The organism is Pusillimonas sp., from assembly GCF_044464525.1.
In the GTDB taxonomy this organism is placed as follows: Bacteria; Pseudomonadota; Gammaproteobacteria; order Burkholderiales; family Burkholderiaceae_B; genus Pusillimonas.
Window position 1 is genome coordinate 19,522 of sequence record NZ_JBIQLE010000034.1, and the last position, 13,326, is coordinate 32,847.

General features: G+C 59.5%; 9 protein-coding genes. 6 read left to right on the top strand and 3 right to left on the bottom strand.

Features of this window, described 5'->3' with window-relative positions; translation table 11 throughout:
• Positions 1-5: 5 nt before the first annotated feature.
• The 3 genes from ftsA to lpxC all read left to right on the top strand — a co-directional run bounded on the left by ftsA (position 6) and on the right by lpxC (position 3,815).
• Positions 6-1,232 carry a cell division protein FtsA gene (ftsA, locus tag ACIY1O_RS15070; RefSeq protein WP_397475919.1) on the top strand — a complete coding sequence of 409 codons (1,227 nt, stop codon included), beginning with the start codon at positions 6-8 and terminating at the stop codon, positions 1,230-1,232.
• 167 nt (positions 1,233-1,399) lie between these two features.
• Positions 1,400-2,572 carry a cell division protein FtsZ gene (ftsZ, locus tag ACIY1O_RS15075; RefSeq protein WP_397475920.1) on the top strand — a complete coding sequence of 391 codons (1,173 nt, stop codon included), beginning with the start codon at positions 1,400-1,402 and terminating at the stop codon, positions 2,570-2,572.
• A gap of 319 nt (positions 2,573-2,891) precedes the next feature.
• Entirely contained in the window at positions 2,892-3,815 is a 924-nt protein-coding gene (gene lpxC, locus ACIY1O_RS15080) for a UDP-3-O-acyl-N-acetylglucosamine deacetylase (RefSeq protein WP_397475921.1), read from the top strand.
• 74 nt (positions 3,816-3,889) lie between these two features.
• On the opposite strand, the gene ACIY1O_RS15085 is transcribed toward lpxC, so the two are convergent.
• Positions 3,890-4,372, bottom strand: coding sequence for a DciA family protein (locus ACIY1O_RS15085; protein WP_397475922.1), 483 nt, complete (start codon positions 4,370-4,372; stop codon positions 3,890-3,892).
• Between the two features lie 19 nt (positions 4,373-4,391).
• Between ACIY1O_RS15085 and ACIY1O_RS15090 the strand changes: the two genes are divergently transcribed.
• Positions 4,392-5,396, top strand: a complete 1,005-nt coding sequence (locus ACIY1O_RS15090; protein WP_397475923.1) for a M23 family metallopeptidase — start codon at positions 4,392-4,394, stop codon at positions 5,394-5,396.
• Between the two features lie 112 nt (positions 5,397-5,508).
• The gene (secA, locus tag ACIY1O_RS15095) at positions 5,509-8,256 is read left to right on the top strand and encodes a preprotein translocase subunit SecA (protein ID WP_397475924.1); all 2,748 of its coding nucleotides are present in this window, start codon (positions 5,509-5,511) and stop codon (positions 8,254-8,256) included.
• 266 nt (positions 8,257-8,522) lie between these two features.
• Here secA and mgtE read toward each other — a convergent pair whose 3' ends face one another.
• Positions 8,523-10,001: a magnesium transporter gene (gene mgtE / locus ACIY1O_RS15100; protein ID WP_397475925.1), complete on the bottom strand. Its 1,479-nt coding sequence runs from the start codon at positions 9,999-10,001 to the stop codon at positions 8,523-8,525.
• A gap of 150 nt (positions 10,002-10,151) precedes the next feature.
• The gene (locus ACIY1O_RS15105) at positions 10,152-11,360 is read right to left on the bottom strand and encodes a M20 aminoacylase family protein (protein ID WP_397475926.1); all 1,209 of its coding nucleotides are present in this window, start codon (positions 11,358-11,360) and stop codon (positions 10,152-10,154) included.
• Positions 11,361-11,470: 110 nt separating this feature from the next.
• On the opposite strand from ACIY1O_RS15105, the gene ACIY1O_RS15110 reads away from it, so the two are divergent.
• Positions 11,471-13,156, top strand: a complete 1,686-nt coding sequence (locus ACIY1O_RS15110) for an AMP-binding protein (RefSeq protein ID WP_397475927.1) — start codon at positions 11,471-11,473, stop codon at positions 13,154-13,156.
• Positions 13,157-13,326 lie beyond the last annotated feature (170 nt).

Below are 13,326 nucleotides of genomic sequence, written 5' to 3' on the forward strand. Positions count from 1 at the left end.
AAGCTATGACCCGTGACATCAAGGACCTGATCGTTGCACTCGATATCGGCACCAGCAAAGTGGTGGCCGTTGTGGCGGAGATCCTGCCGGAGGGACGCTTCGAAGTAATAGGACTGGGGCAGCATGAGTCCCAGGGCATGCGCAAGGGCGTGGTGGTCAATATTGAATCGACCGTCAACTCGATCCAGCGCGCGCTCGAGGAGGCCGAGCTGATGGCCGACTGCAAAATACGCGAGGTCTACACCGGCATCGCGGGCAGTCATATCACCAGCTTCAACTCTAGCGGCATGGTTGCGGTCAAGGATAAGGAAGTCACGCCGACAGACGTGGCCCGCGTCATCGAGACCGCCAAGGCAGTGAACATTCCCACCGATCAGCAGGTGCTGCACGTGCTGACGCAGGAGTTCATCGTCGACTCTCAAGAGGACATCCGCGAGCCGATAGGCATGAGCGGCCTGCGCCTCGAGGTGAGGGTGCATATTGTGACGGGCGCGGTAAGCGCCGCGCAAAACATCGTCAAGTGCGTTCGGCGCTGCGGGCTCGAGGTGCAAGACCTTATCCTGCAGCCGCTCGCGTCAAGCATGTCGTGCCTGACCTCCGACGAAAAGGAACTGGGCGTGGTGCTGGTCGACATCGGCGGCGGCACGACCGACGTGGCCATCTACACCGGCGGTGCCATTCGCCATACGGCGGTCGTGCCGATCGCCGGCGACCAGGTCACCAGTGACATTGCCGCCATGCTGCGCACACCTACCCCCGATGCCGAGGAAATCAAGTTGCGCTATGGCGTTGCCAAGCAGGTGCTGGCCACCGCCGAGGAATATATCGAGGTGCCCGGATTGGGCGACCGGCCCAATCGACAGGTCAAGCGGCAGGCCCTGGGCGCCGTAATCGAACCGCGCATCGAAGAGCTTTTCACCTTTGTGCAGCAGATCGTACGGGAATCAGGATACGAAGACCTGCTTTCGTCCGGTGTGGTGCTGACCGGCGGAACCTCGCTGATGCCCGGCATCGTCGAACTGGCCGAAGACGTGTTTCTGAAGCCGGTGCGCGTCGCCGTGCCCAGCTACGAGGGCAGCCTGGCCGATGTAATGCGCAATCCGAGGTTTTCAACCGTCATGGGCCTGTTGTCCGAGGCCCGTCTGCAGCGTACGCGCGGCCGCAAGGTGGCGCAGCAAACGGGCAGTGTCAAGACGCTGTTTGCACGCATGAAGGAGTGGTTCATGAATTAAGGGCGGGATAAGCCCTTGAGGGGCGGACACGAGGCGGTCTGTCCTCGGGAGGCGCTTCAAGCTTGGTGCGAGCCGTCTGGCTGGCATTCTGTTTGAGACGATTCCGAAATAAGGTGGTTTTGGGGAGTTTTTTATTTTGCTTTTTTGGAAACGTGAGGGAGTCAATCATGATGAAATTTGAAATGCTCGACAACAATGCCAGCGGCACGGTCATCAAGGTGGTCGGTGTCGGAGGCGCCGGCGGTAACGCCGTGGCGCATATGATCCGTTCCGGTATCAACGGGGTGGACTTCATTTGCGCCAACACCGATTCGCAGGCTTTAGCGGCCAGCGACGCGCCGATCCAGATCCGTCTGGGCCGAACAGGCTTGGGGGCGGGCGCCAAGCCCGAGCAGGGACGCGCCGCAGCCGAGACCGCACGCGAAGAAATCCGCGCCGCTCTCAATGGTGCAAACATGGTTTTCATTACCGCGGGCATGGGTGGCGGTACGGGTACCGGTGCGGGCCCCGTCGTCGCTGAAGTGGCAAAGGAGCTTGGCATCCTGACCGTCGGTGTGGTCACGAAGCCTTTCATGTTCGAAGGCAACAAGCGGCTGAGGATGGCCGAGGAAGGCATTGCCGAGCTGTCCAAGCACGTGCACTCGCTAATCGTCGTGCTCAACGAAAACCTGTACGACTTGATGGACGACGACGCGACGCAGGAAGACTGCTTCAAGGCGGCTGATGATGTCTTACACAACGCATGCGCCGGCATCGCCGAGATCATCAACGTCGAAGGCAATGTCAACGTCGACTTCGAGGACGTCAAGACCATCATGGGCGAGCAGGGCCAGGCCATGATGGGCACCTCGATCGCTTCGGGTTCCGATCGCGCACGCGTGGCCGCCGAACAGGCCATCGCTTGCCCGCTGCTCGAAGGCGTCGACTTGCACGGTGCGCGCGGCATGTTGGTCAATATCACCGCCAGCCGTACCTTGAAGATGCGTGAAACCCGCGAAATCATGGATACGATCCGCAGCTATGCCGCCGAAGACGCCACTGTCATCTACGGCACGGCCTACGACGAATCGATGGGCGAGAACCTGCGGGTGACGGTGGTGGCTACAGGCCTTGGCGGCGCCGCTGCCTCGCGTCCGCAGCTCGTGTCCAACCGCAGCGAAGCATTGCGAACAGGCACCGACGACATGCCCATGGCACATGGCGCAGATTTTGCGAACGCCGACGTGCCTGCGGTGATCCGCAACCCGCGTGGCCAGGCTTCGGCCCAGGTGCGTGCCCTTGAAACAGCCGGAATGGATCATTTCGATATCCCGGCATTCTTGCGCAAGCAGGCTGACTGAGGGTCATAGGGAACAAATAAAGCAAAAATGACTCTCACATATCGGTAGTGCAAGCGTTTTTAACGTTTGTGGGCGGGCGTCGCCGCGGCATTCTGCTTTCTCCCCGGCAGATTGCGGCGGTGCGCCCGCATTTTCTGATTTCAGCATCAATGAGCATCTTGCCACCAATAGCCATGGGCTATTGATGCAATGCAAAAATATTAGTGGCCGCCGGGGGAATCGCGGTTACAATATAGTGTTTACACGTATTGCTAATGGGTTGCGCGTAATGTGTTTACGGCGCGATGCCACTGGCAGTACATAGTTCCTGGTCTAATTTATGCTTCGTCAACGCACAATACAAAAAGCCATCAGCACCAAAGGCGTGGGCCTTCATTCCGGACGGCGTGTCGAGATCACGCTGCGGCCGGCCGAACCCAATACAGGTATTGTGTTTCACCGCGTTGATCTTCCCGAGATCGTCGATTTTCCCGCCCAGGCTGTGGGGGTCGGAGACACACGCATGGCGTCCGTCCTGCAAAAAGGCGATGTACGCGTCTCGACCGTGGAACATTTGATGTCTGCCCTGGCGGGTTTGGGCATTGATAACCTGCATGTCGACTTGACCGCCGAAGAAGTTCCCATCATGGATGGCAGCGCCGGCACCTTCGTTTATCTGCTGCGCTCGGCGGGCTTGCAAGAGCAGGCTGCACCCAAGCAGTTTCTCAAGGTGCTTAAAACCGTCGAGGTGCGCGAGGGCGAGGGTGACAACCTCAAGTGGGCCCGGCTCGAGCCCTATGACGGCTTCGCTTTGTCGTTCGCTATCGACTTCCGCCATCCCGCCATCGATTCCACGGCCAATTTCGCCGAAGTCGATTTTGCCAAAGACTCTTACGTCAAAACGGTGGCGCGTGCCCGCACCTTTGGGTTTGTCAGCGAAGTTGAAGCGCTGCGCGCCGCCGGCCTGGCCCGTGGCGGCAGCCTGGATAACGCCATTGTCATGGACGAATACCGAGTGTTGAACGCAGATGGTCTTCGCTACGAAGACGAGTTCGTCAAGCATAAGATACTCGATGCCATCGGCGATCTTTATCTTATTGGCAAGCCTCTGGTTGCCCGGTACGTTGCGTGCAAGTCCGGCCATGGGCTGAATAACCAGCTTGCGCGCGCCTTGTTGGCCCAGGAAGATGCCTGGGAGCTTGTCACCTACGAAGCCACGGAAACACCGGCCAGGGCTTTCGTCAACGAATGGAAATTCGCTTAAGGGCCGGTCAACTCAAGGCTGTTAAAATTATCCGTTGATTTTATGGCTGGCATAAAGCCTGCCTGGCTGTGTCTTCAGGGTTGCCCGTGTCGGGCAACCAGCCTCGCCACTGCGTCCGCCAGCGGCCCTGGGCGTAAGTTTTCATGCAAGCCGCGGAACGCATCGACTGCCTGCGTGTCCAACGGGATGGTCTGCTTTGGTAGAGGCTTTTTCATCCGGTTTTGTAACAGGCTTGCTTGTACCTTGACCTGGATTTCGGTAAGGTTCCATCCGCCATGCGCAAGTTGCGCCACCGTGCGGGGGGCGAGTTGACGCAGCCGCGCAGCATAGGCGGCGCTTGGCACGGCCAGCGTCATCCGCTGATTCTCCAGGCGAGCGACCCTGCAAGCTTCGCCAAGCCCCTGGGGCAGAATCGCCTGTACAGCTTGTTCGAGCGTCAGCAAGGTGCGTGCCGTCGTGAGGACATCTGCGCCATGACGGTCGCTGCCCAGCCATTCAATGGCGGTGTCGGCAATGTGGCCGGCGGTACGGCGCGAAGGTCCCGAAGCGCGAGTCATGGATTTGTAAGGATTTATTGTGAGAGTAGTACTGACGAAAGGGTGGTCTTCCGATTCTAACTCCAAAGGGATCAGGGCGCCGGTCGCCGCGTTATTGGCGTTCTTGATCTTGGGCGTGTCGGCAGGCGCAGGTGCATGGGTTTATTCTTCTATTGATGCTTCGGCGCACGCGGCGGATAAACCCCTTGATTTGCATACCCCCCTAGTTATCGGTCATAGTCAAGATCAAGATACTCAGGGGCAGTTTGAAGCATTGGCTGCCAAGCTGGGCGACCTTCAGGCGAAAATCATTGAAATAGACGGCCTAAGCCGCCGCGTGGCCGAGGTTTCGGGCATTCCCTATACAGATCCGGAAATCCAGGCCGGGCTCGATCAGGCGGCCCCACCCATCATGGATTACATCGGAGATGCTGAACTGGGCCCATTGAAGCATAAGATGTCCTTCGATACCGGATCGACGCTTGCTCGGCAGGTCGATTCGCTGCGGGCAGAGGTGTTGCGGCAGAAAGACTGGTATCGCATGATGGATCTTGCGCTTACGCGCCGCGCCGGGGTTGAGGCCAGCTTGCCCAGCCTGATGCCGGTAAATTATCCCTACCTCAGTTCCTCTTTCGGTTGGCGCCGCCATCCCATATCGGGCAGGCACGTCATGCACGAGGGGCTGGATTTCGCCGCTCCCAAGGGGACACCGATTTACGCGGCCTCGGGCGGGGTGGTTACATTCGCGGGCTATAAGTCAGGTTATGGCAAGATGGTCGAAATCAACCATGGCAACGATCTGAATACCCGCTATGCCCACGCCTCCAAGCTCAAGGTAAAGGCCGGTGACATTGTCGAGCGTGGCCAGGAGATCGCCGCAGTGGGCTCGACGGGGCATTCCACAGGCCCCCACCTGCATTTCGAAGTTCGAATGGCAGGCCATCCTCTCGATCCCGTGCTATTTCTGGAAAAGCCCGAAGCAACACCCACTTTGTTGACTGACGCCGGAGACCATCTGAGCGCCGTTGCTTCAAAGGTGCGTTAAACTGTTTCGTTTTCTGCGGACTATCCCGCCAACCTCAGAGGCATGCGTTTGCTAGCAGGATCAAGGCCGTTTCCGGTCTGTGTTTCATCTGGCTCGCAACAACGACACGATAATGGTTTCTTTGCTAAAAAAGTTCATCGGCAGCCGTAACGACCGGATACTCAAGAAGTATCGCAAGCAGGTGGTGCAGATCAATGCGCTGGAGCCTAAGCTTGCCTCTCTTTCCGACGACGAGCTCAAAGCAAAGACGGAAGAATTCCGCCAGCGTTTCCAGTCGGGCGATTCGTTGGATGCCATGCTGGTGGAAGCTTTCGCCGTCGTGCGCGAAGCCAGCAAGCGGGTGTTCGGGATGCGCCATTTTGACGTGCAGCTGCTTGGCGGCATTGCCTTGCATAACGGGCAGATCGCCGAAATGCGCACGGGCGAGGGCAAGACCCTGATGGCCACGCTCAGCGTCTATCTGAATGCCCTGTCAGGCCGAGGCGTCCACGTTGTAACCGTCAACGACTATCTGGCGCGCCGGGACGCTGAATGGATGGGTCGGCTGTATAACTTCTTGAATTTGTCAGTGGGGGTGGTGGTTCCACAGCAGCCCAACGAAGAGAAAGCGGCGGCCTATGCGGCCGACATCACCTACGGCACAAACAATGAGTACGGCTTCGACTATTTGCGCGACAACATGGAGTACCGCGCAGAAGACCGCCGGCAGCGTCCGCTGGCTTACGCGATTGTCGACGAGGTCGATTCGATCCTGATCGATGAGGCGCGTACGCCGCTTATCATTTCGGGTCAGGCCGAGGACAACACCGAGCTGTACGTGCGCATGAACGTGGTTCCGCCGCTTCTTACCCGCATGGCGGCCGAGCCCAAGCCACACGAGCCCGAACCCGAAGGCGATTTCTGGGTAGACGAGAAAGCGCAGCAGGTGCATCTTTCCGAGGCGGGCATGATCCGGGCCGAAGAGGTTCTATCCAGCCAGGGCCTGCTTCCCGAGGGCGAGTCGCTGTATGATCCGCGCCATATTTCCCTCATACACCATCTGATGGTGGCGCTTCGCGCGCACAATCTGTTTTTCCGCGACCAGCAGTATGTGGTGCAAAACGACGAGGTCGTGATTGTTGACGAGTTCACCGGCCGGCTGATGGCAGGCCGTCGCTGGTCCGATGGGCTGCACCAGGCTGTCGAAGCCAAAGAGGGCGTTCGCATCCAGCACGAGAACCAGACTCTTGCGTCGATCACGTTCCAGAATTATTTCCGCATGTACGACAAGCTGGCGGGCATGACCGGAACGGCCGACACCGAGGCCTTCGAGTTCCAGTCAATCTACGGTCTCGAGACGGTGATCATCCCCACCAACCGCCCGATGCAGCGTATCGACCAGAATGACCAGGTGTTCAAGACGGACGCCGAGAAATTCAACGCCATCCATGCCGACATCAAAGACTGCCACGAGCGCGGCCAGCCGGTGCTGGTGGGCACGACCAGCATTGAGAACTCCGAATTGCTTTCGGGCCTGCTGACCAAGGCGGGCCTGCCGCACGAGGTGCTCAACGCCAAGCAGCACGCGCGCGAGGCCGAGATCGTGGCTGAAGCCGGCAAGCCGGGCCACATCACGATCGCCACCAATATGGCGGGCCGAGGCACCGATATTGTGCTGGGTGGAAGCATCGAGAAGCAGGTTGATCTGATACGCGCGGACGAGTCGTTGTCCGACGAGGAAAAGGAAGCCCGCATCGCAACGGTAAAGTCCGAATGGGCGCCTGCGAACGAAGCGGTCAAGGCTGCGGGCGGCTTGCGCATCATCGGCACCGAGCGCCACGAATCGCGCCGTATCGATAATCAATTGCGGGGCCGTGCGGGCCGGCAGGGTGATCCGGGCTCGTCCCGTTTTTATCTGTCTCTTGACGATTCTTTGATGCGTATTTTCGCGGGCGATCGTGTGCGTTCGATCATGGAACGCCTGCGCCTGCCTGAAGGCGAGCCCATCGAGGCGCGTATGGTTTCGCGCTCTATCGAATCGGCGCAGCGCAAGGTCGAGGCGCGCAACTTTGATATTCGCAAACAGCTGCTCGAATACGATGACGTGGCCAACGATCAGCGCAAGGTGCTGTATGCGCAGCGCAACGAAGTGCTCGAGTCATCCGACGTGTCCGGATCCATCCGCCACCTTTGCGAGGCTGCGGTCACCGAGTTGTTCCGTCTGCATGTTCCTGAAGAAAGCATGGAAGAGCAGTGGGAGCTTGCGGCGCTTGAGGCTACGCTTGAATCGGATTGGCATGTCGAAGTGCCGCTAAGCCGGTACATGGAGGAAGAGCCCAACATTACTGACGATGAGCTTCTTGAGCGGGTGCTGGCCGAGGCGCGTCGTATCTACGAAGAAAAGGTCGAATTGGTGGGACGCGACAACTGGGCGCCGTTTGAGCGTTCGGTCTTGTTGCAAGCCATTGATACAAGCTGGCGCGCTCATTTGTCGGCGCTGGATCACTTGCGCCAGGGTATTCATCTGCGCGGTTATGCTCAGAAAGATCCCAAGCAGGAATATAAACGCGAGGCGTTCGAGCTGTTTTCGGCGATGCTTGATAGGGTGCGCGACGATGTCGTGAAGGTGCTTCTAACGGTACGAATCCAATCGGCGGAGCAGGTTGAGGTGACCGAGCCCGAAACTTCGCAGCTTGAGAACGTCAAATATCATCATTCGGATTACGATGCGGCGTTAAGCGGCGAAGATCCGGGCATCGCCGAGGCGGCCACGGGGCGTCAGGCGGTTCCGGATGCTGCGGTGCCAAAGGTGGGACGCAACGACCCCTGCCCTTGCGGTAGTGGGAAGAAGTACAAGCATTGCCATGGGAAGCTGAGCTAGGTTTCTTGTGTATATTTTCTTGCTTTGTCAAAAGGCCGACCTCCCCTAGGTTGGCCTTTTGCTTTTGTGCTGACAGTGCTTCTCACAGGAGCCCTTGTGACTGAACAGTTGATGATGGGCGTGTGCATTTATGTGCTTTAGTCGGCGTGAGGCGGACAGGCCGTTTCCCAGCTTCGATGTAGTTCCTGTGATGCGGGGAGTGCCAAATTCCGGCGTTGGCGCGAAAGCCAGGCGCCGGCGTAGGGAGCGCGAAGGCAGAGCGACGGCTACAACAAAAATACCGTAGCCAGTCCGAGGAAGATGAAGAACCCCAGCGAGTCGGTGAAGAAGGTGAGCAGCACCGACGAACCCATGGCGGGGTCTTTGCCGACGCGGTCGCGGATGAGGGGGATAAGGACGCCGACGGTGGCGCCGATCAGCATGTTGCTGATCATGGCGGCCATCATCACCAAGGCGATGGACCAGGAGCCGGAAATGTACCAGGCGAATATCGCCGCCACGATGCTGCCGCAGATGCCCACGAGCAAGGTGATCATCAGTTCGCGCTTGATCAGTTGCCAGATGTTGGAGCTGTTGACCCTGCCCACGGCGATGGCGCGGATGATCATGGTCATGGTCTGGTTGCCGGAGTTTCCGCCTATGCCTGCCACGATGGACATGAGGAAGGCCAGCACGACGATGTGGCTGACCGTGCCCTCGAAGCGCGAGGCAATGAAGGCTGCGGTGGAGGCGGTGAACAGGTTGACCAGCAGCCAGGGAGCACGGTTGCGAATGGCGTTGACGGTTGGGGCGAAGATGTCTTCTTCTTGCAGACCGGCGCGCGACAGGGCTTGTTCCTGAGAGTCTTCCTGGATGACGTCGACGACCTCGGCGATGGTGACCCGGCCGATCAGGCGGCCCTGGTCGTCGATAACCGGCGCCGAGACAAGGTCGTAGCGCTCGAAGGCGCCGGCTGCGTCGGCGTCGGAATCGAGGGGGTTCAAGGTGAGATAGTCGGTGTCCATCACCTGGGACACGTCGATTTCGGGTTCGCTGACCAGCAGCCGGGACAAGGCCAAGGTGCCGCGCAGCCGATCTTGGCGGTCGACAACGAAGATTTGGTCAGTGTGGTCGGGCAATTCGTGCAGACGACGCAGATAACGCAAGACCACTTCGAGTGATACGTCTTCGCGCACGCGCACCATCTCGAAATCCATGATGGCGCCCACGGTGTCTTCGGGGTAGCCCATGGCTTCGATAAGCTGCGCTCGCTCGGCGTCGGTGAGCCCTTTCTGGACTTCGGCAACGACATCAGGCGGCAGGTCGGGCACCAGGTCAGCGAGCTCGTCCGCGTCCATGGTGCCGGTGGCGGCCACCAGGTCTTCCATGTCCATGGACTTGATGAGCGATTCGCGGGCCCAGTCGTCCACCTCGAGCAGGACGTCGGCATCGTGTTGAGAGTCGACGAGCTGCCAGACGGCCTGGCGTTCGTTCTCGGGCAGTGACTCGAGAATAAAGGCGATGTCGGAAGGATGCAGATCGTTGACGATCGCCTGGATTTCGCCTTCGTGCTGGCGATGCAGCATGCCTTCGAGCAGATTGGATCGTTCGTCTGTTTCGAATTGGCGGCGCGCCAACGCCTCGACGACCTCTTGCCGCTTCAGGATGGCCTGCAAGCGTTGCAGTGCAAGCTGGGCATCCTCGGGGTCAAGTCGGCGCGGGATGGTGATAGGACCGTTTTGGGGCCTGACTGGCGTATCCGACATAGGCAACCTTTTTGATGAATCTGGGTCGGGAGGCTTAGTTCGCCGGGCGCAGGCCCCTGACGAGACAACAAGCCATCGGCACCGAGGTGGCCCGCTATTGTAACGGAAGCGGGCCGATCGGTTGGCGGTGGACTGTGGCGGAAAGGGAGGTTAGTCGACGCCGGAGGGTTGGGACAATCGGCGGCGGGCGAGCTCGACCCAGTAGCTTGCCCCGAGGGGCAGGACCTCGTCGTTGAAATCGTAGCTGCTGTTATGCAGCATGCAGGGGCCCAGGCCATGGCCGCCGCTGCGATGATCTCCGTGGCCGTTGCCTATCCATACGTAGCAGCCGGGTTTCTCTTTAAGCATGAAGGCGAAGTCTTCGGCCCCCATGGAGGGGGCTTTGTTTTGTTGAATTCTGTCAGCGCCAACGATGTCTTTCAACACCTGCACGCAGAAGGCAGCTTCATCGGCGTGATTGATGGTGGGTGGGTAGCGGCGATCGAATACGAATTCGACGGAGCAGTTCATCGCCTGGCAGGTAAGCGTTGCGACTTCGTGCATGCGCCGCTCGATGAGGTCGATGGCCTCGTCGGTAAAGGTGCGCACAGTGCCACGCATGACGGCGTCGTCGGGGATGACGTTGTCTGCCGATCCGCTGTGAATCTGGGTGATGCTGAGTACGACAGGGTCGAGCGGGTCGACTTCGCGGGTGATGATGGTCTGGAAGGTCTGGGCAAGTTGCACGGCGGCCATGACGGGATCGTGCCCAAGATTCGGCATGGCGGCATGGGCGCCTTTGCCGCGGATAGTGATCTCGAAGGTATTGCTGGACGCCATGACCGGCCCGTTGTGGACGGCGAATGCGCCTGCGTCGATGCCCGGCCAATTATGCATGCCAAACACCGCTTCCATGGGAAACTTCTGGAACAGGCCGTCGTCAATCATTTTTTTGGCGCCGCCGAAGCCTTCTTCAGCCGGCTGGAAGATGACGTGGACCGTTCCGGCGAAATCGCGATGTTGTGCCAGGTAGCGGGCCGCAGCCAAGAGCATGGCCGTGTGTCCGTCGTGGCCGCAGGCATGCATGACGCCGGGGTGCTTGCTTGCGTGGTCGAAGGTGTTGGCCTCTTGCATGGGCAGGGCGTCCATGTCGGCTCGCAGGCCTATGGCTCGTCCGTTCTGTGTCGAGCCGTGTATGGTACCGACAACCCCGGTGATGCCTAGCCCTTTGTGGGTGGGGATGCCCCAAGACTCGAGCAGGCCGGCGACAAGGTCGGCAGTGCGGACCTCTTCGAAGGCAAGTTCGGGGTGGGCGTGGATGTCGCGACGGATGTTGGCCATTTCGGCTTGCCAACCGACGATGGGTTCGACTAATTTCATGAAACAGAGTCCTGTAATGCTTGACGATAAACTGTACCTTGATCGCGTCGTATCATCAATGCCGCGTTATTCATGCCACCAACTGGTTACAAACGGAAGAGCGAGAAGCAATGGACAAACCCTGGATACAGCACTACCCCGAGGGCGTGCCCGCCCAGATAAGCACCGAGGGCTATCAGTCTCTGCCCGAGCTGATCGGGCGAGCATGTAAAAAGCATGCGCAACGCCGCGTCGCCACCTTCATGGGCAGTGACATGAGCTTTGCGCAGCTTGATCGCCATGCCGACACTGTGGCGGCGTGGGTTCAGGCCCAGGGGTTGCCCGCCGGCAGTCATGTGGCTCTGATGATGCCCAATGTGATGGCGTATCTTCCCATACTGGTGGGGGTGTTGCGCGCGGGAATGGTGCTGGTCAACGTCAATCCCATGTATACCGCCCCCGAATTGAGCCACCAGCTCGAAGATGCCGAGGTCGACATGATCTTCATCTTCGAGAGCTTCGCGGCCACGTTGGCCAAGGTTGATTCGCAGGTTCGTCCTGGCAAGGTGGTGCTGGTTTCGGTGGGAGACTTGCTGGGGCTGAAAGGCCTGGCCTTGAATTTTGCGGCCCGCTACATCAAGAAAATGACGCCCACGCATAACCTGCAAGAGGCGGTTGCCTTGAAGACGGTGTTGCGTAAGGGCGCTTCGGCGCCGTTCACGGCGCCCACACTGGGGTTGGACGACGTGGCTGTGCTGCAATACACCGGCGGCACCACGGGGCGACCGAAAGGCGCCATGCTGACGCACGGTAATCTGGTGGCCAATGTCTTGCAGGTTCAGGCGGTGGCTCGCCCCGTTCTTGGCGAGAACTGCGGAGCGGGCATGGTGATTCTCACTGCGTTGCCGCTGTATCACATCTTCGCGTTCACGGTCTGCGGGCTCTTCGCAATGCATGCGGGCATGTGCAGCGTGCTTATTGCCGACCCACGCAAGCTCGACACCATCTTGAAGGCGTGGCGGCGCGATCCCGTATCGATTTTCCCTGCGGTCAACACGCTGTTCAATGGGCTGTTGAATCGCCCCGAGTTCAGCAAGCTGGACTTTTCGGCGCTACGCCTGTGCTTCGGGGGCGGGGCGGCGGTGCAGCAGGCCGTGGCTGAACGATGGCACAAGGCGACGGGCCTGCCCCTGATCGAAGGCTATGGGCTTTCGGAAACGTCGCCGGTGGCCATCGTGAACCCCACCAACGCTACGGAATATTCGGGCGACATAGGCTTGCCGCTGCCGTCTACCGAGGTGGTCATGCTGGATAGTGACGAGCGGGAGGTGCCGTTGGGCGAGGCGGGCGAGGTGTCGATACGCGGTCCGCAAGTAATGAAGGGCTATTGGAAGCTGCCGGACGAGACCGAGGCGTCTTTTTCGGCGGATGGCTACTTCAAGACGGGCGATATCGGCATCATGAGCCCGCAGGGCCGCGTGCGCATCATTGATCGCAAGAAGGACATGATCCTGGTGTCGGGTTTCAATGTCTATCCCAATGAGATCGAGCAGGTGGTCATGCAGCATCCGGGCGTGCTGGAGTGTGTGGTGGTCGGTATGCCCAGCGAACATAGCGGCGAGATGGTCAAGCTGTTCGTGGTCAAGAAAGACCCGGCCCTGACCGAGTCCGAGCTGCGCGAGTGGTGCGCCCGGCATCTTACAGGCTACAAGCGGCCGCAAGAGATCGAGTTTCGTAGCGAGCTGCCCAAAAGCAATACGGGCAAGCTGCTGCGGCGGGTATTGCGCGACGAGGCAGAGCAAGGGGCGAGCGCCTGATCTAGGCGTATGTTTTTTGGATTCTTTAGCCGGCTGATGGGCGGGGAGCACGGCGCAGTCCGCATCATGCGGTCCGGCCGTTGGCCGGACTACCCAAATTTTTCTGACTGGATCGGGCGGCGGCAGAACTCATATATGGACGCCTCCTGTTTGCCAAGTAATCTTTTGCC

Excerpts from the sequence above, each read along its gene's own strand:
- ftsA (WP_397475919.1), top strand. The coding sequence starts at position 6 with ATGACCCGTGACATCAAGGACCTGATCGTTGCACTCGATATCGGCACC.
- ftsZ (WP_397475920.1), top strand. The coding sequence starts at position 1,400 with ATGATGAAATTTGAAATGCTCGACAACAATGCCAGCGGCACGGTCATC.
- lpxC (WP_397475921.1), top strand. The coding sequence starts at position 2,892 with ATGCTTCGTCAACGCACAATACAAAAAGCCATCAGCACCAAAGGCGTG.
- ACIY1O_RS15085 (WP_397475922.1), bottom strand. The coding sequence starts at position 4,372 with ATGACTCGCGCTTCGGGACCTTCGCGCCGTACCGCCGGCCACATTGCC.
- secA (WP_397475924.1), top strand. The coding sequence starts at position 5,509 with ATGGTTTCTTTGCTAAAAAAGTTCATCGGCAGCCGTAACGACCGGATA.
- mgtE (WP_397475925.1), bottom strand. The coding sequence starts at position 10,001 with ATGTCGGATACGCCAGTCAGGCCCCAAAACGGTCCTATCACCATCCCG.
- ACIY1O_RS15105 (WP_397475926.1), bottom strand. The coding sequence starts at position 11,360 with ATGAAATTAGTCGAACCCATCGTCGGTTGGCAAGCCGAAATGGCCAAC.
- ACIY1O_RS15110 (WP_397475927.1), top strand. The coding sequence starts at position 11,471 with ATGGACAAACCCTGGATACAGCACTACCCCGAGGGCGTGCCCGCCCAG.